General features: G+C 63.4%; 31 protein-coding genes and 1 pseudogene. 14 read left to right on the top strand and 18 right to left on the bottom strand.

From position 1 onward, the window contains the following. Window positions 1–97 precede the first annotated feature (97 nt). Genes ITJ49_RS15610 through ITJ49_RS15600 form a run of 3 tightly spaced genes read right to left on the bottom strand, consistent with a single transcriptional unit; the run spans window position 98 to window position 1643 of the window. Complete coding sequence (locus ITJ49_RS15610; protein ID WP_194606496.1) at window positions 98–424, bottom strand: hypothetical protein; 327 nt, start codon at window positions 422–424, stop codon at window positions 98–100. Next, the gene (locus ITJ49_RS15605; protein ID WP_194606495.1) at window positions 424–1080 is read right to left on the bottom strand and encodes an Asp23/Gls24 family envelope stress response protein; all 657 of its coding nucleotides are present in this window, start codon (window positions 1078–1080) and stop codon (window positions 424–426) included. The genes ITJ49_RS15610 and ITJ49_RS15605 overlap by 1 nt, the downstream gene beginning before the upstream one ends. Then, on the bottom strand, window positions 1077–1643 hold the full coding sequence (locus ITJ49_RS15600; protein WP_194606494.1) for an RNA polymerase sigma factor: 567 nt from the start codon (window positions 1641–1643) through the stop codon (window positions 1077–1079). The genes ITJ49_RS15605 and ITJ49_RS15600 overlap by 4 nt, the downstream gene beginning before the upstream one ends. 287 nt (window positions 1644–1930) lie before the next feature. On the opposite strand from ITJ49_RS15600, the gene ITJ49_RS15595 reads away from it, so the two are divergent. From ITJ49_RS15595 to ITJ49_RS15570, 6 genes and pseudogenes are all read left to right on the top strand, one after another. Further along, complete coding sequence (locus ITJ49_RS15595) at window positions 1931–2647, top strand: TetR/AcrR family transcriptional regulator C-terminal domain-containing protein (protein WP_194606493.1); 717 nt, start codon at window positions 1931–1933, stop codon at window positions 2645–2647. A 135-nt stretch (window positions 2648–2782) separates the two neighbouring features. After that, window positions 2783–2992 (top strand): hypothetical protein, encoded by a 210-nt coding sequence (locus tag ITJ49_RS15590; RefSeq protein ID WP_194606492.1) that lies wholly within the window; start codon window positions 2783–2785, stop codon window positions 2990–2992. Further along, a pseudogene (locus ITJ49_RS15585) lies at window positions 2992–3680 on the top strand (HAD family hydrolase). The gene ITJ49_RS15590 and the pseudogene ITJ49_RS15585 overlap by 1 nt, the downstream one beginning before the upstream one ends. After that, a complete protein-coding gene (locus tag ITJ49_RS15580) occupies window positions 3677–3907 on the top strand; it encodes a hypothetical protein (protein WP_194606491.1) in 231 nt (76 codons plus the stop codon). The pseudogene ITJ49_RS15585 and the gene ITJ49_RS15580 overlap by 4 nt, the downstream one beginning before the upstream one ends. A gap of 88 nt (window positions 3908–3995) precedes the next feature. Further along, window positions 3996–4742, top strand: coding sequence for a hypothetical protein (locus tag ITJ49_RS15575; RefSeq protein WP_194606490.1), 747 nt, complete (start codon window positions 3996–3998; stop codon window positions 4740–4742). 140 nt (window positions 4743–4882) lie between these two features. Next, complete coding sequence (locus ITJ49_RS15570) at window positions 4883–5908, top strand: manganese catalase family protein (protein ID WP_194606489.1); 1026 nt, start codon at window positions 4883–4885, stop codon at window positions 5906–5908. Window positions 5909–5984: 76 nt separating this feature from the next. On the opposite strand, the gene ITJ49_RS17920 is transcribed toward ITJ49_RS15570, so the two are convergent. Next, complete coding sequence (locus tag ITJ49_RS17920; protein WP_370544562.1) at window positions 5985–6308, bottom strand: SDR family oxidoreductase; 324 nt, start codon at window positions 6306–6308, stop codon at window positions 5985–5987. Next, entirely contained in the window at window positions 6194–6778 is a 585-nt protein-coding gene (locus tag ITJ49_RS17915) for an SDR family oxidoreductase (RefSeq protein ID WP_370544561.1), read from the bottom strand. Before ITJ49_RS17915 ends, ITJ49_RS17920 begins: the two co-directional genes overlap by 115 nt. Window positions 6779–7011: 233 nt before the next feature. Here ITJ49_RS17915 and ITJ49_RS15560 point away from each other — a divergent pair, with 233 nt between their 5' ends. Further along, complete coding sequence (locus tag ITJ49_RS15560) at window positions 7012–7212, top strand: hypothetical protein (RefSeq protein WP_194606488.1); 201 nt, start codon at window positions 7012–7014, stop codon at window positions 7210–7212. Here ITJ49_RS15560 and ITJ49_RS18300 read toward each other — a convergent pair. The 4 genes from ITJ49_RS18300 to ITJ49_RS15540 form a co-directional block, all read right to left on the bottom strand. Further along, on the bottom strand, window positions 7193–7786 hold the full coding sequence (locus ITJ49_RS18300; RefSeq protein WP_194606487.1) for a phosphatase PAP2 family protein: 594 nt from the start codon (window positions 7784–7786) through the stop codon (window positions 7193–7195). The two genes, ITJ49_RS15560 and ITJ49_RS18300, sit on opposite strands and share 20 nt — an antisense overlap. Window positions 7787–7977: 191 nt before the next feature. Then, complete coding sequence (locus ITJ49_RS15550) at window positions 7978–8574, bottom strand: DUF3618 domain-containing protein (protein ID WP_194606486.1); 597 nt, start codon at window positions 8572–8574, stop codon at window positions 7978–7980. Then, window positions 8571–8984, bottom strand: coding sequence for a phage holin family protein (locus tag ITJ49_RS15545; protein WP_194606485.1), 414 nt, complete (start codon window positions 8982–8984; stop codon window positions 8571–8573). Before ITJ49_RS15545 ends, ITJ49_RS15550 begins: the two co-directional genes overlap by 4 nt. Next, the gene (locus ITJ49_RS15540; protein WP_194606484.1) at window positions 8981–9778 is read right to left on the bottom strand and encodes a hypothetical protein; all 798 of its coding nucleotides are present in this window, start codon (window positions 9776–9778) and stop codon (window positions 8981–8983) included. Before ITJ49_RS15540 ends, ITJ49_RS15545 begins: the two co-directional genes overlap by 4 nt. Before the next feature lie 217 nt (window positions 9779–9995). Here ITJ49_RS15540 and ITJ49_RS15535 point away from each other — a divergent pair, with 217 nt between their 5' ends. Beyond that, on the top strand, window positions 9996–10169 hold the full coding sequence (locus ITJ49_RS15535; RefSeq protein WP_194606483.1) for an antitoxin: 174 nt from the start codon (window positions 9996–9998) through the stop codon (window positions 10167–10169). Window positions 10170–10241: 72 nt separating this feature from the next. Here ITJ49_RS15535 and ITJ49_RS15530 read toward each other — a convergent pair whose 3' ends face one another. Continuing rightward, window positions 10242–10415, bottom strand: a complete 174-nt coding sequence (locus ITJ49_RS15530; protein WP_194606482.1) for a hypothetical protein — start codon at window positions 10413–10415, stop codon at window positions 10242–10244. A 318-nt stretch (window positions 10416–10733) separates the two neighbouring features. Further along, on the bottom strand, window positions 10734–11282 hold the full coding sequence (locus tag ITJ49_RS17695) for a DUF4232 domain-containing protein (RefSeq protein WP_370544565.1): 549 nt from the start codon (window positions 11280–11282) through the stop codon (window positions 10734–10736). Here ITJ49_RS17695 and ITJ49_RS17690 point away from each other — a divergent pair. The 3 genes from ITJ49_RS17690 (at window position 11218) to ITJ49_RS18295 (ending at window position 13515) form a co-directional block, all read left to right on the top strand. Continuing rightward, the gene (locus ITJ49_RS17690) at window positions 11218–11577 is read left to right on the top strand and encodes a hypothetical protein (RefSeq protein ID WP_228514606.1); all 360 of its coding nucleotides are present in this window, start codon (window positions 11218–11220) and stop codon (window positions 11575–11577) included. The genes ITJ49_RS17695 and ITJ49_RS17690 overlap by 65 nt on opposite strands. Next, window positions 11555–12250 carry a winged helix-turn-helix domain-containing protein gene (locus tag ITJ49_RS15520; RefSeq protein ID WP_370544560.1) on the top strand — a complete coding sequence of 232 codons (696 nt, stop codon included), beginning with the start codon at window positions 11555–11557 and terminating at the stop codon, window positions 12248–12250. Before ITJ49_RS17690 ends, ITJ49_RS15520 begins: the two co-directional genes overlap by 23 nt. Before the next feature lie 158 nt (window positions 12251–12408). Then, complete coding sequence (locus ITJ49_RS18295; protein ID WP_194606480.1) at window positions 12409–13515, top strand: HAMP domain-containing sensor histidine kinase; 1107 nt, start codon at window positions 12409–12411, stop codon at window positions 13513–13515. 347 nt (window positions 13516–13862) lie between these two features. Here ITJ49_RS18295 and ITJ49_RS15510 read toward each other — a convergent pair whose 3' ends face one another. From ITJ49_RS15510 to ITJ49_RS15480, 7 genes are all read right to left on the bottom strand, one after another. Then, on the bottom strand, window positions 13863–16043 hold the full coding sequence (locus ITJ49_RS15510) for a sensor histidine kinase (protein WP_194606479.1): 2181 nt from the start codon (window positions 16041–16043) through the stop codon (window positions 13863–13865). Between the two features lie 859 nt (window positions 16044–16902). Beyond that, window positions 16903–17886 (bottom strand): NADH:flavin oxidoreductase/NADH oxidase, encoded by a 984-nt coding sequence (locus ITJ49_RS15505; RefSeq protein WP_194606478.1) that lies wholly within the window; start codon window positions 17884–17886, stop codon window positions 16903–16905. Continuing rightward, a complete protein-coding gene (locus ITJ49_RS15500; RefSeq protein WP_194606477.1) occupies window positions 17883–18191 on the bottom strand; it encodes a hypothetical protein in 309 nt (102 codons plus the stop codon). The genes ITJ49_RS15505 and ITJ49_RS15500 overlap by 4 nt, the downstream gene beginning before the upstream one ends. Next, a complete protein-coding gene (locus ITJ49_RS15495) occupies window positions 18188–18805 on the bottom strand; it encodes a recombinase family protein (protein WP_194606476.1) in 618 nt (205 codons plus the stop codon). The genes ITJ49_RS15500 and ITJ49_RS15495 overlap by 4 nt, the downstream gene beginning before the upstream one ends. A gap of 223 nt (window positions 18806–19028) precedes the next feature. Further along, window positions 19029–20225, bottom strand: a complete 1197-nt coding sequence (locus ITJ49_RS18290) for a GAF domain-containing protein (RefSeq protein ID WP_194606475.1) — start codon at window positions 20223–20225, stop codon at window positions 19029–19031. A gap of 281 nt (window positions 20226–20506) precedes the next feature. Next, the gene (locus ITJ49_RS15485) at window positions 20507–21247 is read right to left on the bottom strand and encodes a hypothetical protein (RefSeq protein WP_370544559.1); all 741 of its coding nucleotides are present in this window, start codon (window positions 21245–21247) and stop codon (window positions 20507–20509) included. A 538-nt stretch (window positions 21248–21785) separates the two neighbouring features. Further along, entirely contained in the window at window positions 21786–22325 is a 540-nt protein-coding gene (locus ITJ49_RS15480) for a MarR family winged helix-turn-helix transcriptional regulator (protein ID WP_194606474.1), read from the bottom strand. A gap of 59 nt (window positions 22326–22384) precedes the next feature. On the opposite strand from ITJ49_RS15480, the gene ITJ49_RS15475 reads away from it, so the two are divergent. From ITJ49_RS15475 to ITJ49_RS15465, 3 genes are all read left to right on the top strand, one after another. Beyond that, window positions 22385–23845, top strand: coding sequence for an MFS transporter (locus ITJ49_RS15475; protein WP_194606473.1), 1461 nt, complete (start codon window positions 22385–22387; stop codon window positions 23843–23845). Window positions 23846–24112: 267 nt separating this feature from the next. Beyond that, window positions 24113–25315 (top strand): FAD-dependent monooxygenase, encoded by a 1203-nt coding sequence (locus ITJ49_RS15470; protein WP_194606472.1) that lies wholly within the window; start codon window positions 24113–24115, stop codon window positions 25313–25315. A 210-nt stretch (window positions 25316–25525) separates the two neighbouring features. Continuing rightward, window positions 25526–25729 carry a hypothetical protein gene (locus ITJ49_RS15465; RefSeq protein WP_194606471.1) on the top strand — a complete coding sequence of 68 codons (204 nt, stop codon included), beginning with the start codon at window positions 25526–25528 and terminating at the stop codon, window positions 25727–25729. Window positions 25730–25875 lie beyond the last annotated feature (146 nt).

The raw sequence follows: 25875 nt of genomic DNA, 5'->3' as shown, positions 1-25875 counted from the left end.
GTCACTAAGGAAACGAGTGGAGCAGACCATTCGTCACACAATTGCCCAAAAAAAGATTTCCGGACCCTGCGACGACGTCAGAGAAAGCAGTGGGAGGTCAGTTGGTGACGTAGGCGATGGTAATCTTCACGTCCATCTCCCGGCCCGCCGACGCAAGGCACTGTTCGATCCGGGAACACACGTCAGCCCCGATATCACCCGCGGGTGCGGACAGGCCGATACCAATCGACGCGAACACTGCCTTCCGGCCATGATCGACAACGACGCGTGCTGCGGGTACGAGCACTTTGAGGTCGGTAAGGACTTGGCGGGCTGCGTTTGCACCTGGTACGGCACGGATGGGTGGGTATAGCCGGGTCACACCGGGGGTCGCTTCCACGAGAGCAGTCAACGTGTCAGCTAGAGCGTTCTCAGTGGTTGCCATTAGCTGCTCTCCTGTGGGGTGATGTGCACGTCGCTGATGGTGACGGTGATCCCAGCGACAGCAAGGTCCGTGTTTCGGGCCAGGGTGTCCTGGATGGCCTCGCGCAATTGCTTGGCGGCGTCGGGGATGTTATTGCGCCAGATGATGGTTGCCTCGACTTCTACCGTGATCGGTTCGTCCAGCCTGGTGACGTCACCCACGAGTGCGCTTCTGCCGACGAGAATCCCGTGCACCATGTCGCCGGCGGCACGAATGAGACCACGAACGGCACCCTCCGTGATGACCAGCTCGGTGCGAAGCTCGGCCTTCCGGAAGGGAATCTGCCGACCGGCTCTGGATTCTATGGAGATGTTTTGCAACAGCGACGAGATCCACGACTCATCTCGAGGCTCCTCGAAGGCTGCCTCCTCGTCCAGGAATGTGGCGGTGAGGGTTTTCAGCCGGGCGAGGGCGGCAAGAGCGATCTGGCATGCCGGTGAGATGTCGATTACCGGATCCCGGGGGGTCATCCCGCCATCGAGGTAGTCGGACAGATCATCGACCGTGTATCCGTCGAGATCTTCCGGTTCTAAAGCGAAAACAGCGGAGACGGGGACGTCACTGTCCTGGAGATGCCTCGCGGCGGGGTCAGGGATGGGGTTAGGGGTGGTGCTCATCGCCAGGCCTCCATCTCTCGGATCATGTTTTTCCGTGCTCGGGACAGTAGACCCCGCACCGTGCTCAACGGCTGATCGATCTCTGCCGCGATGTCGTCGTAACTGTAACTACCCAGCTCTTTCAGCACCCAACACCGGCGCTGGTCCATTGGAAGGGTTGACAAGGCGACACCGAGAGCTCGCTGCCGGCTTGAGGCCTCAGCGGAGTGTTCGGGTCCGTCTTCGTTGGGGGCGGGCTGTTCATAGTCGTCTATGTCTGCGTGGTCGTGTCGTGCCCGGACCCGGTCGATCGCTTTTCGCGACGCGATCGTCAGGAGCCAGCCGCGAACCCCGCTGGTGTCTTGCAAGCCTGGCAGCTGCTGCCAGGCGGTGAGAAAGGTGTCCTGAGCAACATCGTCCACGTCAGCTGCCGAACCGAGAATACGGCGGGCGTACACCCGCACAACGGGCTCAAGTCTGCGCACCAACGTGGCGAACGCCCGAAGGTCACCATCACCGGCCCGACGCGCAAGGACCGGGTCATCGACCTGTTCGAGGGCCGAGTGCTTGTCAACGCTGGGCACGTCGGTGATCCTCCCGAAACGGATTGCAGACGGCTCCGGCAGCACAAGACATCGCCACTTGCTCACGGCGAGCGGCCGTGAAGAACGAGCCGAGGTTGCTTTGGCAACGACCCGACAGTCTCCTGTTCACCGGCCTGTTCTCCTCAGCTCGAGAAATTTGAGCTTACAACGTAAACCCTGCGGTTACCTTACAACGTAAGTCTTGCTAGCGTGGGGTTTGTGGAGTGCACCCGCGTCTCCAGCCCCGCTGTCAGCGAAAAACCGCAGATCGGCAGGAGAAGGCCGACATGGATGACCGCAAGAAACCGAACCGGACGGGGCCAGCCCCCGCAAAACTGAGTCGCGAACTTATCGTCGGTACCGCGCTTGGCCAGATAGATCGTTTAGGCCCGCAAGGTCTGTCAATGCGGTCCTTGGCCCAGGAACTTGGCGTGGAGGCCATGTCTCTCTACCGGTACATCCACGGCAAGGAAGACCTCCTCGAAGGTGTGGTCGCGTCGCTCATGAGCAACCTCACCTCGCACCTCAAGAAGGCAGAAGGAGAGCACTGGCAGGCGTTCATGCAAATGGTCGCCCATGCGGTGCGGCGCATCGCCTCCGAGCACCCCAAAGCGTTCCCGCTCGTGGCAACCCGACACCCTGCCGCACCATGGCTCCGTCCACCCCTGAGGAGCATCGAAGTCGTGAACACGTTCCTCGAGGCCCTGACCGTAAACGGCTTTTCCGACCCTCAAGCGGTGAACGCCTACCGTGCGTTCAGCAGCTTCCTCCTCGGCCAACTCCTTCTGCAGTCGGTCGTGCGAGGCGCCGAAACCGGACCCGCGGAAGAACCCCTGGACGAAGGCGGCGCCGACATTGCTGCCGGTGACGGCAGCATGTCGCTCGAAAATGCACCCGAAGTCTTGCGCCTCCGCCCGCTTTTGAGCGAGGACCGAAGCGATGAGGAATTCGAAGTGGCTCTCGAAGCCCTCCTGGACCGTTTAGACCGGGAAGTCTCCCAATGAGCGAGACCCTCTGCTTCATCATTCCGTTAGTCAATGGAAGATGTTCGTTGTTCGGCGTGACGAAACAGCCCTCCCACTCGTTGTCTTAATGACAGCATTCCTTTTTCTGCCGCCGCTCACCGACGCAAGGACGCCATGGCTGACTCCGACACCACCCCCACCTACTCCCTTGATCAGACTTCGCCCACCACCTGGGATGTCCTCCTCGAAGGGTCCGCGATGGTCGCGGGGACCATCACCCGGGACGGCGACGGGTACCTCCTCGCTGATGCGCAAAACCTGTCCCGGGGCAGCTACCCCACCGTGATGGAAGCGTGTGCTGGCCTGGCTGACGGGGACACCTAATGGCCGACCCAACGGCGGTCCTGTTCGACATCGACGGCACCCTCGTTGACTCGAATTTTCTCCACGTTGAAGCGTGGGACTATGCGTTCACCTCCACCGGCCTGAACGTTCCGGCTTGGCGGATCCAGCAAGCTATCGGTGCGGACTCCAACGAGCTCCTCGACCAGCTGGTCGGTGACGAGCCCAAATCAACCCGGGACGAAGTCAAGGGCCTGCATGACAAGCGGTACAAGCAACTCGCCCCCCGCTTAAAGATCCTCGACGGCGCCCAGGAGTTCGTCGCCGAGCTCGCGGGACGCGGAACCCGGGTGGTACTGGCGACGTCGGCCCCGCAACAGGAGCTCACCCGGCTCCTCGCCCTGCTGAATATCGACGACGACACCTACGCCGTCACGTCAGCGGAGGACGTGAAAAGGCCAAGCCCGCCCCCGACATCATCGCCGTCGCCCTGAACAAAGGCGGGGTTAGCGCCGACCAGGCGATCCTGGTTGGTGACTCCGTCTGGGACATCAAAGCCGCCACCACCGCCGGGGTTACCTCGATCGGGTTGCTCTCCGGTGGGACCGCGGAAGCGCTTCTGCGGGAGGCCGGCGCCGCCGAGGTCTTCGAAGACGTTGCCGCCCTGCTTGGCTCTCTTGAAACCAGCGCTGTTGCACGCCTCCTCGATCCGGAAAGAGTGACCTCGTGACTGTTTTCACCGCGGAGAGCACCGCTTCTAGCCGGCACCCGCAGGACTGGGGTCGCGCCGTCGCCGCCGCCTTGAACTCTTTGGTTGCGCAGTCGCAGCACGCGGACACGGACCTGAACACGTCCGAACTCTTCGGCGCCGACCTGACGCTGCACATCGACGAGCTGGCCGATGGGGCACGGCTCACTTTGACCTGGACTAAAACCGACCCTCCCACGGTCGACTAAATCCTCCGCATCCCGGCACACCTTGTAGCCGGGCCGCAGTTCACCACCGCACCATCCCGCAATCCCTACCCGAGAAAAGGACACTCCCATGCCCGTTTACTTCCAGACCGGCCTCGCGTCGGTCATTGACTTCGTCCCCAAACTGCTGTTGTTCCTGGTCATCCTGATAGTCGGCCTCATCGTCGCAAAACTGATCTCCAAGGCCCTGTCGAAGCTGCTCGAAAAGGTTGGTTTCGACCGGCTCGTCGAACGTGGCGGGGTAAAGAAGGCGCTCGAGAACTCCAAGCTTGACGCGTCCGACATCATCGCCAAGATCCTCTACTACGCCCTGGTGCTGTTCGTGCTCCAGTTCGCGTTCGGGGTCTTCGGCCCCAACCCCGTCAGCGACCTGCTCGCTGCAATCATCGGGTTCTTGCCCAAGGTCATCGTCGCGATCATCATCGTCGTCATCGCCGCCGCGATCGCGGCCGCTGCGAAAACCCTCATCCAGGGCACCCTCGGCGGGCTCTCCTACGGCAAGGTCCTTGCCAACATCGCGAGCCTGTTCATTCTGTTCATCGGTGCGACCGCGGCCCTGAACCAGATTGACGTCGCGACCACCGTCACCACCCCGATCCTGATCACCGTGCTGGCCACTATCGGTGGCGTCATCGTCGTCGGCGCCGGCGGCGGCCTGATCAAGCCCATGCAGGCCCGCTGGGAGTCCTACCTCACCAAAGCAGAGGAGGAGGCCCCGAAGATGAAGGCCGAAGCCGACAAGGCTCCCTCCGTGCAGCAGCAGGCACAGAACGCCGCTCAAAAGGCAAAGAACGTCGCGAACAAGCGCACCCGCTAACTAGAGTTTGCTTCGGGAAGGACGCCACCATACGAGGTGGCGTCCTTCTTTGATTCCGAGAAAGCCTGTGTGGAGTTTGCGGCGGGGGTGCAGTGTGTTGGGGGATGGCATGGTGTCGTCGACTCTTAGATGGAGGCCACATGTATTTCCACGCACAGACCTGGATCAACGACATCTCTGACGGGGAGCCGGATCCTGCGGCCGCGAACGCCCTCCAGGAGGGCCTGGGCGGTCAATTCGGGGAGATGCGCACCATGATGCAGTACCTCTTTCAGGCGATGAACTTCCGCGGCGCGGCAGCGAAGCCGTACCGCGACCTCATTCAGGGGGTCGGCACCGAAGAGATCAGCCACGTGGAACTCATCGGCACCACTATCTCGCACCTGCTCGACGGTTCGCCTGCGTACACGGGCAAGCTCACCGATCCGCTCGACACCCCCGGCGCCGGTGGAGCGACGCCACTGAACATGGCTCTTGGCGCAGGTAACATCCACCACTACCTCGTCGGTGCGCAGGGCGCCCTCCCGGTGGACTCGGTCGGGAACCCGTGGAGCGGCAGCTACGTCTACAACTCGGGCAACCTGCCCCTCGACCTCCTCTACAACCTGATGCTCGAGTCGACCGGTCGCCTGCAGAAGTGCCGCATCTATGAGATGACCGACAACGCCACCGCCCGCGGCACGCTCGCCTATCTGATCGTCCGCGATCAGGCGCACGAGAACGCCTACGCGAAAGCCCTGGAGACGCTCGGCGTCGACTGGAAGACGCTCCTGCCGATCCCTAAGACCAACGCCGAGAAGTTCCCCGAGGTCAAGAAGCTCGTCGACCTGGGCCTCCAGAGCAAGCAGTACTCGTTCGACCTCGACGGCAAGTCGGAAGCCTCGAAGATCTTCCGCGGCCCCTCGCCGTCGAAGGACGGCACCGACCTCACCGCAACCGAGCAGGCACCCCAGGGCGTTCCGTCCAAGATCTCCGACGAACGTCTCGAGGAATTCGCTCCGGGCCTCGACAAGGATCTCCTCGCCCTGATCCAGCAGACCGCGGACATGGAGCTGCAGGAAATCAACTCCTTCTACGGACCCACCGGGCAGGGCGCCACGGATGCTGCTCCCACTGCGGCGCCAGTGAAGAAGACTCCGGCGAAGCGGTCCAGCACCAAGAAGTAGTGGCCTAGGGATCACGACGTGGACAGCTCCTGGCGTTTCCGTCGGGAGCTGTTCTCGTTGTCGGGCGCAGACGCTGTTAGTAGGCGGGTGTGCCACCGGCGATGGTGATTGTAGCGCCGGAGGTGTAGCTGGACTCCGGGCTGACCAGGTGGACGTACGCCGCACCGAGTTCTGCGAGTCGGCCGGGCCTGCCGTAGGGGGAGCCCTCACCGAGGGTGGAGACCGTGTCGGGGTCGTCGGATCCCGGCTGGAGCGGGGTCCAGATGGGTCCGGGTGCAATGGAGTTCACCCGGATCCCCTTGGGTGCCAGTTGTTGGGCGAGAGCTGCGGTGAAGACACCGATGGCGCCCTTGGTGATGGCGTAATCGATTTTGTCCGGAGAGGGTTGGGCTCCTTGCACGGACCAGTGGTGACGATCGTGGACCCGGGTTCGGGGTGCGGGATCGCTGCCTGGCAGAGCCATAGCAGGGAATACATGTTCGTTTTCATTGTCGAATCGAACGCGTCTGTGGTCAGGGTGAGGATGTCTGGGTTGGAGTCCATCCGCCTGGCGACCATGACCGGTGTGTCGAGCCCACCGAACTCGTTGACGGCTTCCTGGATCAGGTCGTGGTAGTACTGCTCACCTGAGATGTCCCCGGGAAACAACATCGCGCGGCGGCCTTCGCCTTCCAGGAGGTCGCGGACTTCTTCAGCGTCGGTCTGTTCCTCCAGAAGGTAGCCGAGGACCAGGTCGGCGCCCTCGCGAGAGAGGGCGATCGCGGCGGCTCGTGCGATGCCGGAATCGGCGCCGGTGACAACTCCGCGGAACCCTTTCAACCGGCCAAGGCCGACCTGGCTGGTTTCCCCGTGGTCGGGTTTCGGGTCCATCTTCCATGCCTCACCCGGCAGGGACTGCTCCTGTTTCGGGAACAACGGGGCCGGGTACAGGGACACCGGGTCGGTCTTATCGAATTGGCTTATAACCTCACCCTCCTCGGCGTGCCCTGGCAAGGTCCACATCGTCCAAAGCCCATGGTTCGGGGTCGGTGTCAACCCTGCCTAGCAACCCGGCTCGCTTCGACGAGTCCGCCTATTGTGTCGGCCAACGAGCAGGAGACCCGATGGCCCCGACCACCCACATCATCCGCGACCCCGCTGGCGCCCTCCAGGTGCTGCTTCTGCACCATGCCGGCGAGGAGGACGTCGAGCTGACCGTCGTGGGCGCGGCCCCGTTGCGGTTGCAGTATGACGGCTGTATGTGGGTCCGCAACGACCGCAGCTCACATCTGGCCGAAGACCCGTTTAATTACCGGCTGAACTGAATTGCTCATGCATACCCGCCCGCGGTATCACTGGTCGGGGTGATCGACGGCCAAGGCTCGAACGGCCGGGAGCAAATAATTCGCGTCCGACTCCTCGGCCTCCGACGGTCACGTTTATAAATGAGTCGGGGGAGAAGTTTCCCGCTGAGCAGGCCAACCTTGATGCCGACGATGTTCCGGTGGCGACGTCGGAGAACCAGTGCGCCCCGACATGCAGCCGTGAGAACCCGGCCGCAAGCGCCAGGGCGGCGATAATGAGACCCCGCTTGGGGTTTGCGACCCATACCCCGGTGGCGAGGGCGGCCGCGGTGGCAGTGTGCCCCGAGGAAAAGGAGGGGCTGGTGGGGGTGTGGTTCAAGTGCCGGTGCCTCAGCCCGCGCAGTTTCGGCTGCGGGGCACGGACAACTTTTTTCGCGACGAGATTCGCCAGTGTCGACGACGCGATCAAGGTCAGCGCACCGCGCCGCGCAGCCGTTCGACCGTTAGATCCAGTGAGGGCAATGCCGAGAACGATGGCCGCCCAGAACGCACCCTTGTCCGCGTTGGACGAAAGCGCGAACAGGCCGTTGTTCACGCCGGACGGGACCGACGTGTTGTAGACGCGTCGGCTTACCGCCTGATCGAGCGTGCGGACGAAGGACGGGAACAGGGTTTGCGGGACCGGCGAGATGAAAAGAACAAGTAGGCGCCTTTGATGGGTGGTGCATGGGAAAGCCCCGCAGAGCGACGTGTGCTCGGCGGGGCTTCCTAGGGTGACAGGGCTGGTTAGGCGTTTTTGACTTCGTCGGCGGATCCCTGAGCAGAGTCCTTCACGTTGGATGCGGCGCCCTGCGCTTCGTCCTTGACGGTCCCGGCGGCGTCCTGGGCGGTGTCCTTCACTGACGCGACCGCATCCTGGGCGGGGCCCTTCAAGTTCTGGGCGACGTCTTGCGCGGCGGACTTGGCCTGATCGACCAGCGGTGCAGCCTGTTCCTTGACCTGACCGGCAAAAGCCTGTTCCTTCTCGGTGGCGGGGATCAGGGAGCTGACCAGCCAGCCGGCCCCGAACGCGAGAAGCCCGACCGCGAGGGGGTTGCCCTTGACTTTCTCCGCGGCCTGCTGCCCGGCCTGCTTGGCGGTGTCCGACGCGTTGCCGGTGGAGTTGGTTTTGTCGTGGACGGCCCCGAACACGGACTCTTTCGCGTTCGTGAACTGGGACTTCACCTTCTCGACCTGACGGTGCGCCACCTGGGTCGGGTCGACTTTGTCGGCGAGGGCATCGACATCGAATCCGAGCCCTGCCCGGGTGGCGTCGATCTCTGCGCGGATCTCGTCCGGCGTCTTCTTCTCGCCGTTGTTGCTGATGCCGTCGGTGGTACTCATGCGTGGCCTCCTGGCTTCACGGTTTCGGGAATTTTTTTGAGGGAGTCGACCGTCTTCGGTGCTCCGTTGATATCTCTAAGTTCCTTTTTCCCGCGGAGGAAAAGGATCAGGGCGACTACGGCGTAGATCGCCGCGATGACGACAGCGGACAAGGCGTTGTTCAGCAGGAATCCCAGTCCCCACCACGCGGCGATCGACAAGAACAGCAGGGCGAACAAGGCGGTGAGGCCGGCGCCGCCGAACATGCCGGCACCCTTGCCTGCTTTCTTCGCCGACTCCGTCAGCTCCGCCTTTGCGAGCTCGACCTCTTGACGGAACAGGGTCGAGATGTCTTTCGACACCCCGGTCAGCAGCTCCCCGAGTGACGTCGTGGCCGCTTTATCTTCCGGGGTGATATTTGGTTCGGTCATCGCTGTTCACCATAAGGACGGTCGTCGACGATGTCATCGAACGTCGGTGTCGGAGCGATGTGCGCGGTCCCGGCCTCAACGGTGGTGTCACCAAACTGGGTAGCGGTGCGCTCGTAACCCACAGCCGGTTCCGACGTGACGGGGGCGTGTGCTGAATCCGTCGGCGTGGTCGAGAACGGGGTGTCCGATTTGGCGTCAGCGGTCAGCGCCTTGGTGAGACGCCCGGCAAGAAGGCCGGCGCCGGCGGCGATCGCGATGAACGTTCCCGGCTTCCTGGCCGCGAACTGCTTCACCTCGTCCAGGAGCGAACCGGGATCGCGGCCATCCAGCCACGACGCCGCCGACCCCGCACGACCGGAAAGGTTCCGCACCAGCTCGGACGCGACACCGTTCCCGTCGGACTTTTCGGCCATGGAGGATAGCTCGTCCGAGATTGAACGGAGCCCCTCGGACACTTTCTGCGATTGGGTACCAGCCTGCTCTTTCAGCTGCGACGTCGCCTGCCCGTAGAGGTCCTTTGCCTGGCTTTTCACCTCGGACGCGACCTGGCCGGCCTGCTCCTTCGCGGTCCCGGCAACATTGGTGGCGGCGTCTTTGGTGTCGCCGGCGACCTGAGTCGCCTGCTCCTTCGCGACGCCGGCCTTGGCGGTAGCGGCGTCCTTCGCCGACGAGTCGGTGTCGGACAAACTGGTGCCGGCGGAATGGGCTCCCGCGGCGGGTGTCAGCGGCGGCTCGTAGCCGGTCTGATCGTAAAGGGGCGAGCCGAAAGGCTCGTTGGGGGGAACAGTGCTCATGACTGGCCTTCTTCCTGGTTGTTCTGCACGTGAACACCCATTAGTAGGCGGATTTCACCCTGAAGGCCCTCTACCCTCCGACGCATCGTCATAAAGTGCACCAGAAGAGAAGAACCCACCCTGTGGCCGCCCACTGGCTGTGGCCCAAGTCAGGTGGTGGGGAGTCCAATGGATGCGGGCTCACGCACGGTGGGCGATACGTGAAGGGAACCGGATTATGGGACTGCTGGGTAGCGCGAAGGACGCCCTGAATAGTGACAAGGGTGAGCAGGTTAGCGACACCGGCATTGACAGAGCCGAAGACGCCATCTCGGATAAGACCGGCGGGAAGTTCGACGACAAGGTCGATAAAGCTGGCGACGTCGCCGACAGCAAGACCGGCGACGAGTAGCCAGCAACCGGCCGCAACAGAGAAGCGGGCCACACCTGTCGGTGTGGCCCGCTTCTTTTGGTTCGGCTGAAGTCAGCCGGCCGGGTTGTCGATGGGGACGTCGTCATCATCGGTGCCGTCGTCCGGATCCACCTCGTCAGGGGAACTCACTTCAACGTCTGATGCTTCTTGCTGGGCGTCGTCCGGGGCGGTGTCTTCCGGGGTGTCCGTGGTGAGGTCGGGGTCGATGTTCGGGGAGTCGCTCATGGCGCGTTCTCTTTCAATTGGGGGTGGTGCGGGTGGTTATTCTGGGTCTCCGCCGGACGTGGTGTCACTGTCCTGGTTCGGGTCCTCGGTGGCGTTCCCCGTGGGGGATCCGTCGCTGCGTTCGTCGGTGCGTTTTCTGCTCGTCGGAGAAATTCGTGGAACCATCCGGAGTGGAATACAAACATGAGACCAAGACGACAAAGCAAGACGCCCTGGGGCCTTATGACCCACCGGTGACACCCCCGCCGATGAGACGTCTCTAAACAGTTAGTTTTGCGAGACGTAGTTCTGTCACCGGAGTGGTGAGGTACTACGCGTCTATGGGTTGGGAATGAATGCGGCGACGTGCAGGAGGTCATCTTTCGTAGAGGTGCAGACAGTGCCGTCGCCGGCGCCGGCGCCTTTGATAAAGATGGACGTTTTGTTTCCGGGCGGGTAGACGCGGAACCCGTCCGGTTGGACGGGTTTGCATTCGGCGGAGTTAAACACGGCGGAGTCTTTAATGGTGATGTAGGCCTGGGCGGAGGTGCCGTGGCGGAGGGTGACGGTGGGGTGGGGTGTGCCCCGGTCAAGGGTTGCTGCGGCGCCAATCTGGGTACCGTTGTTGTTGCCCACGAACGAGACGCCGGGCCAGCCCTGCAGGGTGCAGGCGGTGCTGCTGGTGTTGGTAAGGATGACGGAGAGGCGCTGCTGGCTCATCCCAGACCCGGAGCCGCCGGGTTGGCCGTCTCGTTGCCCGATACCCCCGGCCAGTTGCGAGGCAGCGCACGCGCTTGTGCGGGTCCCAGGGCTCGAGGTCGACGTGCTGGTGCCCGCCTTAGTAGAGCTAGTCCCGGTGCCTGGCGTTGATGTCCCGCTGGTGGGTATCGCTGTGGGGGAGGGGGTGGGGGTCGAGGTGGTGCCGCGAGTTGGTGTCGAGGTCGAGGTCGAGGTCGAGGTCGGTGTTGATGTCCCGGTCAGGGTCGTGTCGGTGAAGCTGGCTTTGGAGGCGCACCCGGTCAAACCGAGGGCCGCAACTGTAAGGGCGGCGGCGGTGAGGTGTCGTGAAGTGTGGTGGTTCATGGTGCCACTGTGCTCCGGGGTAGATGAGGAGAACATGAGGTTCTTGGAAGGGGTGACTTCATCTGTTTCTCACGTGCGTGCTGTCAGAGTGGAAAGATGACGCGGGAGAGAACAGTGTGAAGTTGTTGCTGCTTGAGGACGACTTCGACCTTGCCACACGTCTCGTGCAGGATTTGCGGCGCTCGGGTTTCGCGGTCGATCACGTCACCACGATCGCTGCGTCGGATGAGGCAGTCGCGGTCACCCCCTATGACTGCGTGGTTTTGGACCGGACTGTCCCCGACGGGGATTCGCTTACGTTGCTGCAGTCCTGGCGTAGGTCAAAGGTGCAGGTTCCCGTGTTGGTCTTGACGGCCCGGGACACGGTCGCAGACCGGGTCGACGGGTTCCATTTCGGTGCCGACGACTACCTCGTCAAACCGTTCGCCTTTGCCGAACTCGAGGTGAGAATCCGAGCACTTGTCCGTCGCCAAACTGTCGATCGGGACCCGGTCCTGCGTGCCGGGCCGATCGAGATGGATGTGCCCCGTCACACGGTCACCCAGGACGGGGTGCTGTTAAGCGTGACGGCGAAAGAGTTCGGCGTCCTAGAAATGCTCCTTCGCGCTCATGGTGCCGTGCTGACTCGCACGGACTTGTTCGAGGGATGCTGGGATGAACGCACCGACCCCACCTCCAACGTTGTCGACGTCGTCATCGGACAACTCCGCAAACGGCTCGGTGACGCCGCTTTGATCGAGACGGTTCGCGGTGTCGGTTACCGGATCGCATGATGGCGGCGCACCCGATCGACCTGTCAGGGTCCCGGCCGAATGTTCCGGCCAGAAGACGCCTTCGCCGGATCCGATGGACCATGACCCTATTTTTTGCACTCACGACCGCTGGATGTCTCATTGTCTTGGGTGTCTTCGCCGCTAGCGCGGACTCGGGAGTGAGACACCGCACCGACCAGGGCCTCCTTGCGCAGGCGAAACTGTTCTCCATCGGAGTCGAAACGGACGGGCAGGGCTTCAGGTTCCAGTACGGCACCTCGTCCGCATCCGGCACTGGTTTATCAGCGATTGGTTCTGTCCCGGCGGGGTTCATCGACTCCCAGGGCATCGCATACGCCACCCCGTCCCAGGCCGCGTTGCCAAGCTCCAAAGTCATCGACCAGCTCTACGCATCGGCCGCGCGCAACCATACGGCCGTCTACACAACGGCGGACGCAGATCACGGCCGGTCATATCGGTGGATCGCTCGCCCCATCGGTACAGCCGGTACCGCCGTAGTGCTCGTGGGTGCACCCGCCACCACCTCGTTCAGCCACGGCACTCTCGTGGGAGGTCTGGTTTTGGCCGTGGCCGTTCTGGTGCTTCTTGCAACTATCGCTGGGCATGTGTTGTCGGGTCGGGTGATGAGACCGGCCCTTCGGCAAGTGGAACAGCAAGAACAGTTCCTCCGCGAGGCCGCCCACGAAATACGTACGCCCCTGACTACCCTCAGCCTGATAGCCGAATCCGGGCTGCGGAACCCCGACACCGCCCGTGACTCCCTCCAGGGCATTCTGGATCGGCTGGCGAGAATGAACACGGTCGTCAGCACACTCCTCCTTCGAGCAGGAACAGGCACAGGCGCCTACGAGGTAGACAAGCGGCCCCTTCGTCTTGATCAGCTTATCGAGGTCACGATCGGCGACTTGAACTGTGGAGACCGGGTCACAGTCACCGCCACCCCTACCGTGATCACTGGAAACAGCGAGCTGCTGGGCCAGGCCATCCGAAACCTGGTCGAGAACGCGATCCGCCACGGTGACAACAGCCCCGTACACGTCACCGTGAACGAGCAGTCTTTGACAGTTACCGATTCCGGCCCAGGGCTGCCAGTTAGCGAAGAGGACGCGTTCGACGAACCTAGATTCCGATCGACAGCCGGAACCGGCACCGGATTGGCCATTGTGGCGTGGGTTGCCGAAATTCACGCCGCTGATTTCTACCTCACGCAAACAGCCGGCGGCGGAGTTCAAGCGGGCCTCCACTTCGCCACTACAAAGAGCTAGACGGCGAGACGGCTTTTTGGACGTGCCTGCCGACCGGTTTGGGACGTCCCGATAGCCGGTCGATGACCGGGACTCTGTTCCCATCGAGTGACGCGGCCGGCTGGCACAGAAAGCTAGGGCCACTTACCGAGATGCCCGTCCCGCAAATCTGAATGGCCGTGGTGCCCTAGTAGGGACTCGGCTGTTCTCGAAATCGATCCATTTTGGACAACGATGGGTGAACTAGCTGCCGTGGCATAGAGCCGGGGGAGTGCTCTTCTCGAATTTTGTGTCCGCAATTATTGTCAGGTCAGCACCGTTTTTGAGGTGCCTTGAAAGGTGTCTCGGTGTTGGGGCCGTAGGTGTCTCTATGCGGCGAGTTGGACCTGGTCGGGGTGGGGGATTGTAAGCCAGAGGTCGACCTCGTCGTCGGCGTCGAGGCCGAGGGCGGCGGCTGTTTCGTCGGGGGTAGACGCGACGATGGTGATGGCAGTGTCGGAGTCGGGTTGCCCGGTTCGGATGACTATGCGAGATGACCTGACGGGTTCGAGTTGCCGGGCCACATCGTCGAGAATTGCGTTCAGGACCACGTGTGAGATGCCGTCGAGTCCGCCGTCGTCGAGGACTTGAACGAGGGTGCCGCGACGGCGATGGCCGGAGACGACTTGGCGGATGGCGGGGTTGAGGAGGGCGCGGCCGCGGATCTCGTCCCGGAGGGCTTGTTCGAGGACCCGGCACTCAGTGCGGGAGGCGTTGTCGAGTTCTGCGTTGCTGTCGAGTATTTGTCGAAGCATGGGGGCGGCGGTGCCGTTGGCGTGCTGAAGTCGTTGTTGGCGTTCGTTGTTGAATGCGTCGAGCTCTGCTTGCCGAATGGTGAGGTCGTGGTGCTTTTGGGCCGCGAGCTCGGCCGCGGCAGCGATTTCTCGCAGGGCACGGTGAATGAGAAGGCCCGCCATCGCGATGACGATTTCCCCGGCAAGGCCTAGCCGGATGACACCTTCGGGTCCGGCCCAGAGGGTGATTTGGGTGACGAGGGCGGTGACGATAATGAGAGGTCCGAGGCGGCGGCCAGCCATCCACGCCATGGCGGCGCCGGCGAGGACGCCGCAGGTGAGTTTGGCGGCAGAAGCAGAGTCGAAGTTGGCAGGGTTCAGACCGATATTCGCGATGCTGCACAGCACGACGCCAACACTGGTGGTGACCCACGCCGCCCTGTTGGTCATGCTGCCTTGTTTAGCTCCCTGGATGAGGGTGGGAAGGACGGCAAGTCCCAGGGCGGAGGAGACGGCAGTGGTGTACTGGTGGGTATTAACGAACGCTTCCGCGAAAGCGATGAGGACCGCGATGATGATTAGCGCCCCAAGCACTCGGTAAAGGAGTCGTCGGGGGATGATGCTCAGCAGTGCTTGGCCTGGTCGACGAGTTGGTGCCGATTGTGGTGGGTCGGGTCGCCAGTTAAGGGTCACGGTCGTCCCTTTCCCGGGCGCCGAGCGGATGTGCGCGGTGCCCCCGATGTGCTGGACGCGCTCCAGGATCGACACCCGCACCCCAAGTCGTTCCTCCGGGACCTGGTCCAGGTCGAACCCTGCCCCGTTGTCAGACACGGTGATGTGAATACCACCGTCTTTGAGGCGGGTCCCGGTCACTGAACGGGTGGCAGCTGCGCCGGCGTGTTTGGCACTGTTCGTGAGGGCCTGCACGGTGGCTGACATGAGCGCGTCCGCCACTTCGGATGGAACCTCGAGGGTGCCAAAAGCGAGGTCAAAGGTGACCATGCCCCGAAACGGCGCGAGCTCAGCACTTGGCGCGAAGAAGAACGCTCCGACGGAAACAGATCCCGGCTGGGTTCCTGGGTCGTTGCTGGTTGAGGAGACGAGGTCAAGGGCTGCCCGGGCCATGCTGGTGGCGCGTTCTGGTGCGTGGTTCCCGGCCGCGGCGAGGAAGGCGGCAAGGACGGTGTCGTGAAGGAGCGCGTCCGTCCGCACTCGTTCCGCCTCGGTGGCTAGGAGTCGTTGCTGGTCTTCGAACAGCAGTTGCGCTTGCTGTTCTGCCGTGTCGGCTTTGTCGGCCCTGCGCCGGAGCGCCCGCACACCGACGATCAGGGCTACTGCGAGGAGGAACAGGCCGAAGAACGTGATGAAGGTGTTGCTGGCAGTGAGCGGTCCGACATACACACTGATGAGTGCTGCGGTGATTCCGGCGCACAGGATCCCCGCGCGCCACGGGTTCACCTCGGCTAGCGCTGTGCAACCGAACGTGATCAGCGACAGCCCGAGAAGCCAGGGAGCTGACCCGGTAGGGAGCGGGTTTCGGAGCGTGAACGGTTCCAAAAGAAGAAGCCCGACGTAGGCGGCTACCGGAATCCATAGCCAGAATCGGGCGGGTTCTGTGTGGAGGATGAGGGCCAGTGGGAGGGCCGCGACCATCAACCCTGCGAGAATCAAGGACACGACCATGAACGCAAATTGGTCCGGTCGGTGCGTCGTCACAAAGGCCGGCAATGCGAGCAGCAGCAGCATGACGGCCACCACGGCCAGGGTTGCTGCCATGCCCCGTTCGACTCCAACCCGGAGTGGGGCCGAACCGCCTGAGAGGCGTCGTGCCAGCGTGCGGGACTCGCGAGCATGTTCGCTCGTGATCCGGGGCCCGTCGACGACCGTAGGGTTGACAGGTCCGTTGGGCACTTACCCACGGTAAGACGGACTAAGTCGAGGCACGACTCCCCAGAAGGGGTTGCGAATCCGTCTGGCATTCCTAATTCCCATGGCTTTTGGCACATTTCAGTATTGGGACACGTGGGTGTACTGACGGGAACGCTTAGCGCTCATCCCTCGCCGTCATCGCGGCTAAGCCATCCGCCAGAGCTCGAATTGCCTCGGCGAGGGCCTAGATTCCTTGATGCTCAGGCGAGTGCCGGGCTCCGAGACCGAAGGGTTTTGCGTAGAGATCGATGGCCTTCTGTGCGCTCTCCGAGGCTGATCGAAAGGACAGATTGGCGTCATTGCTAGTCATAGCGTCAGCTTTTCATGATTCGTGAGGGGACGCCGAAGGCGGTCGCGTTCCATGAATGAAGCCGGACGTTCCCAGAGCCGGCCAGGTTGGCAGGTCTCTGCATGCCTGGAGATCCGGGCGACGTACGTTTACCCCGGGCGGTCGTAACGGGCGATGACCGGGCGACATACGCCCGGCGTTTTTGGTCGTCGGCCGCAGTGTCGAGGAAATCCCGTCCATCCAAGCTATGCCTTAGCTGGACGTAAAGGGTGGACTGTTAGAGCGTGGGTCTGGGGCCGATCCAGTTCGTTGACCGTTGCGTGCCGCCGTGTTTATGAGCCCAACGTGACGTGGCCTCGGCCACCGACATGACGAAAGCCCAGGCCGGGTAGGTCTGGGCTTTCGTGGTTGTCGGGGCTACGCGACTTCGAGTTCTTCTTTTGCGTCCGCGAGCTCGAGCTCCGCGGGGGCGGTCTCGTCGACGGGTGCTGTGGCGGCTACTCCCGCGACCTGCGCGAGTTCAGCGCCATTCGTGGCACCGGGCCAGCCAATGGCTTCGTCGGCGCCGCGGAGGTTGCGGAGCCACCAGGCCCAGTCCTCGGGAACGAGGCTGAACGGGTCGGCGTAGCCGAGGAGGCGCGCGGCGTACACGGGCCAGTGGGCATTCGCGAGGGCCGGGCGGCCGAGGTAGACCAGGTCGAGCAGTTCGCCTTCGATCACGCGGTTGGCGATCTCGGGCTGGCCGAGGTTCCAGCTCGTGGCGACCGGGATACCCACCTCCTCCTTCACGCGGGTGGCGTTCTTGACCATGCCGCCGAGGGTGCCGATGGGGATGTCCCCGCGCATGTCGTCGGTGTTGAAGCCGATGCTGAGGTCGGCGAGGTCGAGGCCGTGCTCCTTCATCCAGCCGATGGCGGTGATCGACTCGTCGACGGTGGCGCCGCCCGGGTGCAGGTCGTCGATGCCGAGCCGCATCGTCAGCGGGATGGGGTCGGGCAGAACGGCGCGGACGGCGTCGAGCGCCTCCAGGTGGAATCGGGTGCGGTTCTCGAGGCTGCCGCCGTACTGGTCGGTGCGCTGGTTGGCGAGCGGCGAGAAGAACTCGCTGCCGAGGTAGCCGTGAGCGAAGTGCATCTCGACCCACTCGTAGCCGGCCTCGACGGCACGGCGAGCCGTGTCGGCGTAATCCTGCATGAGCTGTGCGATCTCCTCGACGGTGAGCGCGCGCGGCACGTAGGGCATCGACCCGCCGTAGGCGATGGCGGAGGGAGCGCGGGTCTGCCAGCCGGCCTCGTGCTCCGGGGGAAGCATGTGGCCGCCCTCCCACGGGGTGACGAGGCTGCCCTTGCGGCCGGTGTGGCCGAGCTGGATGCCCGCGACGCCGCCCATCGACTTGATCATGTCAAGGCGAACACGACCCAGCCCACCGCGACGACACCGCCCACCACCAGAAGGGTCCAGCCAAAGATCGACCGGAGCCGGTACGGTGGCGCTTCCGATGCGAGGGCGACACGGACGGCCAGGCGGTTACGGATGTCTCCTAACATGACGGCCGCCTGCGACTCGGCCGGCAGCTGATCGGTCAGTGCCGTGAACCGCTCGAGTTTCCGCAGCTCGCCACGGTCCCGGAGGATGTTCCACCCGACTGTCACGATGCCTGCGGCACCCGTCAAAAGAGGTGCCCACACCGTGACGGACGCGGTCACTTGTCCACCGCAGCATGCGCGTCGGCAGCCAAGGGCGTCGCCGTCACGGTGGTGTGGTGCCGGTAGAGAGTCGCCCGGCTCCACCCGACCAGGGCTGCCGCCTCGGTCGCGGTGCGTCCCTCGGCACGGGCCTGGGCGACGATCGCGAGTTTCGGGCCGACCACGGCCGGGTCGCTTCTGGGCCGGCCGAACCGGGTGCCAGCTTCCTGGGCAACCGCGACCCCCGCGCGGACGCGTTCCACGATGAGCTCCCGCTCGTATTCCGCAAGAGTGGCCAGCATGTTCAGCATCAGCCGGCCCGTCGCCGTCGCCGGATCAATGCCATCAGAGATCGACCGCACCTGAATCCCCCTGTCACGAAGTCCGGTCACCGTGTTCAACACGTCAAGCAACGACCGGCCTAACCGGTCAATGCGCCAGACCACGATCGTGTCGCCCGAGACGGCATGCTCGAGCAGCTTCTGCATCCCGAGCCGATCGGTGGCGGTTTTCCGTCCTGACATGACGTCGGAGAAGATGTCCCGTTTCTGCACCCCTATAGAGAGGAGTGAGTCGATCTGCAGTTGGGGGTCTTGGTTGCTGGTGCTGACCCTGGTGTACCCGAGAAGCCTCATGATCTCATCGTGTCTCACAAAACCCTCAAGGCGCCATTCGACACGGAAATATTGTGATACAACTTTCTAAGACTGTCGGCGCGGCCGGGTTTGCGGGCCTTTTAGCAAGATGCCTCTTGCGCTCTGAGACGTTTCGAAAAACTTCAGATTTTCGAGACGTACTCGTGGGAGCGTCCGATCGGCCTCCGCGGCCATCCCCCAGTTGTCCGGGCTGGTGTCGGGGTTAGGACGGGGCCGGGTCGTAAATGTGTTTTTGGATGCGGAGGGCGAGGGTTCTGAGGGTGTCGGCGTCGTTGTCGGTGAAGGGGGTGGGCCGGGTGTCCATGAGGCAGAGGGCTCCGATGCGGTGTCCTTGGGGGTCTTGGAGGGGGTAGCCGGCGTAGAAGCGGATGTGGTGGGGGCCGGTGACGAGGGTGTAGTCGGCGTATCGGTTGTCGAGGGTGGCGTCGTGGATGACGAGGTGTCCGGTTCTGCGGATGGTGACGTCGCAAAACGACTCCGCCCGGGGCAGCTCAGATATCGTTGTCCCGGCGACGGAGCGCATTGTTTCGGTGTCGCTTCTGACGAAGGTGATCGCAGCGATCTCGGTGCCGAAAATGTTCTTCGCCTGCTGAGTAAAGCTCTCCAGATCGAGGGCACGTTCCCGGCTAATGGTTTCGAACCGCTGCAGGGCATCTTGTCGGTCTTGTTCGTCGGTTTCTTCGGTGGATCGGGTTTTCGGGCGGGCGGGGTCGAGGTTGCTGGCGATCCGGGATGCTAGTTCTTCTGCCCATTGCCGGTAGAGGTGGGCGCCTTCGAATTCGAAAGCGTGGTCGTGGGATTCGGGAACGAACACCATTTCCGAATATGCCTTCATCAGCCGGAGAGTCGCAGTGTTGAGGCGCTGCCCGTGCGCGTCCACGACTCGCGCTAACGATTTGGGGAAGTGCGGGTTGATCCCGAACGCGGGGATCGCGAGAACGAACACTTTCGTCGACGCAGGTGCGCGGGTGAGGACGTCGAGGAGAATGTTTTCGAAGCAGTGGGTCCAGGTGCGGGTGGGCATGAGGTCGAGGGTTTCGTTGGCCCCGAACGACAGGATGATGATGTCGAACCGGAACAGGTCCAGCCCTGCGAGGGTAGGCAGTCCGGTGCGGATGGTCATTGACCCGTCGACGGCGAGGTCGACGTCGGCGGCCCGGTTGGTGCGGGTCGAGAGGCTGCGGGCGAGGTAACCGGGCAGGCCGAGGTCGTGGGTGCGGACCCCGCGGCCGGTCGCTGCCCCGTCACCGATGATCAGAATCCGGTCGGGGTTGGTGCCACGGGCGTGGACATGGGGGGAGTCCGTCGCGACCGGGTGCCGGTTCCACGAATACTGGCTTGTTGCCAACCAGGCGGACACGAGTGGGCGAACAAAGAGATGGGCTGCACGGTTGAGCACGGCGACGTCCTAAACGACACGGGTGCCGGCACAATGGTCGGCGCGGGAAGGAATTCCCGCTACACGGTCAGCGGTTGGAAGTCGGAACAACGCAACTGCACTGCAACTTAGGCTCAGACGCGTCGTGCGGTGCGTTTAGCCCGGGGGCTTGACATAGCCACGGTGGAGGTGACGGAAGCACCGCGTTCCTTTTGGGCCGGGTTTCACCTGTTCCCGCCTTTAGACGTTTGAGTGCCACCGTCGGTGAGATCTTGCCTCACGCTTGTCGCCAAAGGACCTTGTCAGCCGTGGGTGCTGGTGTGGTCGGCGAGGTGTTTGCCCCAGATTTTGTAGGTGTTGGTGTAGCGGCGTTCTTCGGATTCCGGCCGCCACATGGAGTGCGTCAGCTCGGGCGGAAAAGTGACAACGCTCACGTGCGGGTATTCCGCGACCACGGTTCGGGTACGGCTGTTAAGGGTTTTCCCGTGAAGTCCTGCCGCCATGCGGGCAGGTTTTGACAGGGTTCCTGCGTTATTCAGCGGCGGGATCTCACCAACCAGGATGCGGACATCCGCGGGTGTCTTCTCGGTGAGGACGTCTAGGGTTGCCCGAAGGTGTTTGTCCCAGGTGGCCGCTGTTGTGACGGTGAGAGTGTCCGTAATCCCGGCCAGGAGGACGACGATGTCCGCACGATCGATAAAGCTTTGGTTGCCGCCAATTGTTTTTGGGGCGTCGCGGAGCAGGGCGGTGCGGATGGGTGCAATGCTCCAGATGGTTCCTCGGCCGGTGCGCTGGCTGTGGTTTCGGGCGCAGAACGCCGGCAGGGAAAGGTCGTGCGTGCGCACCCCGAGGGTGAGTTCCCCGGGTTCCCCGAGGAACACAACACGGTCAGGGTCAGGCCCTGGAACGGCGCCGGTGCTGTCGTCGTTGGGGTAGATGTCCCCGGCGGTGTCTTTGCGTCGGAAAAAGAACTCGATCAACCGTGTGTAACGCCAGGCATGAGTGAGTAGCCGTCGAAGGTGCAATGGGTTGCGATCGGGCACAGTGATTCCTTGGCCCGCTAATGCGGGCGTTTCGGGCCGCATCCCAGCGAGCGACGATGTGACCTTATTGAACCGCATGCACCAGGCCGAGGGCTGATCTTGCGGTGAACGACGCATCTCCAGTTCGCCCGTCGAGGCAGAAGGTAAGCGGGAACTGCTCAGCCGCCGGTTCGTCTCGCAGCTTGCTATCTCGACGTGTAGACCGAAGGATCCCGCAAGCGCGTCCCGCTTAGCAGGCGCTGGCATTGCACGCCGTCCGTTAAACGGTCGTTCATCGGGACACTCGCGAGCGGTCGATTTGGACGCACGAGGTGAAGCGAACGACCTTAATACCGAAGTTCCCCTAGCCGAGGCTTTCGACACCCTTGTCGCTCTGATCGGTGAGCAAAACTTCGATCTGTACGAAGGGCTCGACGGACACGTCAGCAAGGCTTAACCCCCTTCGACCGTCCGCTGACCGATCGATGTACATGCGTGCTCGCGGGTGCGTCGGGTTGACGCGCCGTCGGTTCCATGTTGTTCCAGAGGCCGAGTGGGACTACTTCCCGCTTCCGTGTGGGGGAGGGGTGGCGTAGTCGTAGATTCCGATGAGGCGATCGAGAAAGCTTTCGATGACTGCCCGGTCGGTGTCGGTCAGTGATTCGATGAGGACTTCGACGTCCTCGATGAGAGGTGTCACGTAGTCGTGAGCGCGCCCGCTTGAACTGTCGCTGGCGCTGATCATCAGCTTCCGTCGATCGGAGGGATGGGGACCTCGGATGATGTGCCCTGCTGTTTCGAGCCGGTTCAACACGAGGGTCATCGCCGCGGTCGAGATCCCGAGGTGCTGAGCAATCTGAGTCGGGGTTGTGGGCCCAACCGAGATCAGATAGTCCATCGTCTCGAGGCCCGCCCGGTCCACGTCGAGCTCGGCGGCAAGGTGGCGCTCGAAGCGCTGCTGCCGAACCGCGATCTGCTGAACCCGTGCGCGGAGATCTCCGTCGGGCAGCGGTCGACCGTCCCGACGAGCTGCGGTCCTGTCCTCACGGTCCGACCGAGGGGGTGCTGGAGAGCTGGCCTGCGCTGAGTTGACTTCCATGGTCACAACACTAATACTCGAAGTTGCCAATCTGATTGATTACCAACGAGTGGAGCGACATGGGTGAGACAACGAAAGCCACCGCGGGTCGGTGGCGGTGGCTGATCCTCGGGGTAATGCTTGCTGCGGAGATCATGGATCTGCTCGATTCCACAATCGTCAACGTCGCTGGCCCAGACCTTGAAAAGTCGTTGGGGTCATCGGCGTTGGGGCTGCAGTGGGTGATCGGCGGCTATGCGCTGACCCTCGGTGCCGGCCTCATCCTGGGTGGTCGCCTCGGCGATCGCTTCGGCCGTCGACGCATGTTTCTCGTCGGCCTCGCAGCCTTCACGGCGGCGTCCCTGCTGTGCGCGGTCGCCCCGACCATCGGGATCCTGATCGCTGTCCGCTTGGTTCAGGGCCTGGCTGGCGCGATGCTCCTGCCCCAGGGCCTCGGCCTGCTGCGCGAGAACTTCTCCGGCCCGGAGCTGGCGAAGGTGTTCGGGGTGTTCGGCCCCGTCCTCGGGCTCGGCGGCATCCTCGGCCCGCTGATCGGAGGTGGCCTCATCGAGGCGAACCTGTTCGGACTCGGCTGGCGGGCCGTGTTCCTAGTGAACGGGCCCATCGGCATCGCGGCCCTCGTCATCGCGTGGCGCATCTTGCCCCGCAAAGCCGGTGTCGCTTCGATCGGTGTCGATGTCGCGGGCGCGACGATCATCGTCGCTTCCTCGGCCCTGCTGGTGCTGCCGCTCAACCTCGGACAGGAACAGGGCTGGCCGGCCTGGACGTACGTCAGCATCGTCGCCGGCCTTGCAGGGTTCGTTCTGTTCGCTCGCCAGCAGCGCCGTGCGAACGCCGCCGGCCGGACGCCGCTCGTTGTCCCGACCATCTTCAGTCAGCCCGCGTACACCCTCGGCCTTGCCGGCATCGCCTTGTTCTTCACCGCCCTGATCGGCACCCAGCTGATCCTGACGCTGTTCCTCCAGATCGGGCAGGGCTTCACCGCGGGCCAGGCCGGTCTCGGAAACCTTCCGGTCGCCCTCGGCACCGCAGTCGGTGGCGCCATCAGTGGCGCCTTCCTCGCGGAGAAGCTCGGCCGCGCCGTCCTGCAGATCGGAGCGCTCGTGCAGATCGCCGGGTCGGTGCTGCTGTGGCTGGAATTGCAGTCGACCGACGGTTTCTCGATCTGGAGCATCGTGCCGGGTATCGCCCTTGCCGGGGTCGGGTCGGGGCTTGTGATTGCGGCCCTGTTCAGCATCATCCTCGCCGCAGTGAAGGACGAAGAGATCGGCTCGGCCTCCGGCGTCCTCACCGCCGTGCAATCCATCGCCAGCTCCATCGGCGTTGCCGTGTTCGGGTCGACCTTCTTCACCCAGATCAAGGGAGGTACCGCCGAGCACGCGTTCCAGCAGACCCTGTACATCCAGGCCGCCCTGCTTGTGGTGTTCCTTGGGCTGACGTTCCTGTTTCCGAAGAAGGGCCGCCCCGACGAATTCACCAACACCGCCACCTCCGCGACAGAAGCCTCGGTCACCGCGTGACTGCATCTCCTTCTACCGAAGCTGGTGGCCACCTCAGTGGCCGAGCGACCGCAATCCTCCATTCCCTCCTCGCACAGGAATCTGCGACTTACACCGACCTGGCTTCCCGGTTGGGCTGCTCCACCCTGGACGTCCACAACGCCCTCTGGGAGCTGCACTGCGCGCACCAAATCAACTTCCAGCTCAGCAGGCGCGGTCAGATGACCAACGTCACCGTTCGCCAACACCCCGCCAACCACACTCCGCCAACCCGATAGAGGAACACCCGTGACCGACACCAAGACTGTCTTGATCTCTGGGGCCAGCATCGCCGGCCCCGCCCTGGCCTACTGGCTGGCCGAGTACGGGTGGAACGTCACCATCGTTGAACGCGCCAACGAGCTTCGAGACGGCGAGCAGAACATCGACGTCCGCGGTGCTGGCCGCACCGTCGCCCGTCGCATGAACCTCGAAGATGCCATCCGCGGCGCCACGACCGGTGAACTCGGCACCGAGTTCGTCCGCTCCGACGGCAGCGCCATCGCTCGGTTCCCGGCCAGCACTTCGGACACCAGTGGAGCAACGGCCGAGCTGGAAATTCTTCGCGGCGACCTCGCGCGCCTGCTCGTGGATGCAACCCCCGACACAGTCGAGTACGTGTTCGGGAACAGCATCACCGCAATCGACGATCAGCCTGACCACGTCCGGGTGTCGTTCGACCACGGAGACGACCGCGCCTTCGACCTTCTCGTGATCGTGGACGGCATGAACTCCCGCACTCGCCGCCTCGTTTTCGGCACCGCCCCCACCATTCGACCGCTTGGGCTCAACACCTCATATTTGACGATCCCGCGGACCTCCGCGGACAGTGACTGGGCAAAGTGGTTCAACGCCCCCGGTGGGCGCACGATGACCCTCCGGCCAGACACCAAGGGCACGATTCGGGCCACGATGTCATTCCTCTCGCCCCCCGGCGCCCACGACGCGCTCACCCCCGACCAGCAGAAGAACCTGCTGCGGGACAAGTTCGCCCATGCCGGCTGGGAAGCACAGCGTATCCTCGACAGCCTCGACCAAAAGGAGGATCTGTACTTCGAGCACATCGGCCAGGTCAAAGCGCCCACCTGGGCCTCGGGACGTGTGGCACTTCTCGGTGACGCGGCGTACTGCGCCTCCCCGATCAGTGGCATGGGCACCAGCCTCGCCCTCGTCGGCGCCTACGTTCTCGCCGGCGAGATCGCAGCGCACGTCGACCACCGAGACGCGTTCCGCGGCTATGAGCGCATCATGCGCCCCTATGTCAACCAGGCCCAGCAACTCCCGCCCGGAGCCCCCCGCATCGCCAACCCGAGAACACGCATCGGCATCGTCGCTCTGAACGCGGCCGCGAAGATCGGCGCGAGCCGGGCCTTCAGCGCGATCGGCGGAAAGTTTTTCTCGCCCCCTGCCGACAAGATCGACCTGCCCGACTATTCCCACCTCGTCCACTGATAACAGCTACGCGAACGGCAGTCAGGTAGTCCGCCCGATAGCCGGTCGTTCATCGGGACACTCTTCGCGGGCTGCTTTCCTCCGGTCAAGGTGTGACTTTGTCTTTGCCGTGGCGGGTTTTTAGAGTTTCAGAATGGCGGTATTGCCGAGGCCGCAAGGCGGGTCTGTCAATCGAGACCGGGTTTTATGGTGGTCCGCTCGGTACTGTTGGTGAGAGGGAAGACGTGCCCCGCTGGTGGCTTCGGGCCCTGGGCCGCAGGGGAAGCGACCGGTGTCTACCGCACCGGCGATAACCTGCTGCTCGTCGACGACAACGGGGAATCAAACATCTCCGGCGCCGACCTCGGCAAGGCTGTCGTCGAAGAGATCGCGACGGCGGCGCATCAGGGCCGCCGCTTCACCGTCGCGTACTGAGCGACCGCAATGAAAAGGGGCTCGCTGCGCTCGACGACGGGTCCCTTTTCCGCAGGCAAACGGTTCTGGCTCATCGGGGCGGGGTCAGAGCGAACAACACCGGTTAAGTTCCGGTTCGCGGCTCGAAGTGTTGGCCCGTTTTGGGG

This window comes from Frondihabitans sp. VKM Ac-2883, from assembly GCF_015350875.1.
GTDB lineage: Bacteria > Actinomycetota > Actinomycetes > Actinomycetales > Microbacteriaceae > Frondihabitans.
Note: the sequence above shows the minus strand (reverse complement) of the source record. Positions and strands in the feature narration are given on the sequence as shown.

Bases quoted from the DNA above. Each gene is read 5' to 3' on its own strand.
- ITJ49_RS15535 (WP_194606483.1), top strand. From the start codon at position 9,996: ATGGGACTGCTGGGTAGCGCGAAGGACGCCCTGAATAGTGACAAGGGT.
- ITJ49_RS15610 (WP_194606496.1), bottom strand. From the start codon at position 424: ATGGCAACCACTGAGAACGCTCTAGCTGACACGTTGACTGCTCTCGTG.
- ITJ49_RS15570 (WP_194606489.1), top strand. From the start codon at position 4,883: ATGTATTTCCACGCACAGACCTGGATCAACGACATCTCTGACGGGGAG.
- ITJ49_RS15530 (WP_194606482.1), bottom strand. From the start codon at position 10,415: ATGAGCGACTCCCCGAACATCGACCCCGACCTCACCACGGACACCCCG.
- ITJ49_RS15475 (WP_194606473.1), top strand. From the start codon at position 22,385: ATGGGTGAGACAACGAAAGCCACCGCGGGTCGGTGGCGGTGGCTGATC.
- ITJ49_RS17915 (WP_370544561.1), bottom strand. From the start codon at position 6,778: ATGGACCCGAAACCCGACCACGGGGAAACCAGCCAGGTCGGCCTTGGC.
- ITJ49_RS15595 (WP_194606493.1), top strand. From the start codon at position 1,931: ATGGATGACCGCAAGAAACCGAACCGGACGGGGCCAGCCCCCGCAAAA.
- ITJ49_RS15505 (WP_194606478.1), bottom strand. From the start codon at position 17,886: ATGATCAAGTCGATGGGCGGCGTCGCGGGCATCCAGCTCGGCCACACC.
- ITJ49_RS15480 (WP_194606474.1), bottom strand. From the start codon at position 22,325: ATGGAAGTCAACTCAGCGCAGGCCAGCTCTCCAGCACCCCCTCGGTCG.
- ITJ49_RS15495 (WP_194606476.1), bottom strand. From the start codon at position 18,805: ATGAGGCTTCTCGGGTACACCAGGGTCAGCACCAGCAACCAAGACCCC.
- ITJ49_RS15590 (WP_194606492.1), top strand. From the start codon at position 2,783: ATGGCTGACTCCGACACCACCCCCACCTACTCCCTTGATCAGACTTCG.
- ITJ49_RS15605 (WP_194606495.1), bottom strand. From the start codon at position 1,080: ATGAGCACCACCCCTAACCCCATCCCTGACCCCGCCGCGAGGCATCTC.
- ITJ49_RS15550 (WP_194606486.1), bottom strand. From the start codon at position 8,574: ATGAGTACCACCGACGGCATCAGCAACAACGGCGAGAAGAAGACGCCG.
- ITJ49_RS15540 (WP_194606484.1), bottom strand. From the start codon at position 9,778: ATGAGCACTGTTCCCCCCAACGAGCCTTTCGGCTCGCCCCTTTACGAT.
- ITJ49_RS15575 (WP_194606490.1), top strand. From the start codon at position 3,996: ATGCCCGTTTACTTCCAGACCGGCCTCGCGTCGGTCATTGACTTCGTC.
- ITJ49_RS15510 (WP_194606479.1), bottom strand. From the start codon at position 16,043: ATGGCAGCAACCCTGGCCGTGGTGGCCGTCATGCTGCTGCTGCTCGCA.
- ITJ49_RS15560 (WP_194606488.1), top strand. From the start codon at position 7,012: ATGGCCCCGACCACCCACATCATCCGCGACCCCGCTGGCGCCCTCCAG.
- ITJ49_RS15545 (WP_194606485.1), bottom strand. From the start codon at position 8,984: ATGACCGAACCAAATATCACCCCGGAAGATAAAGCGGCCACGACGTCA.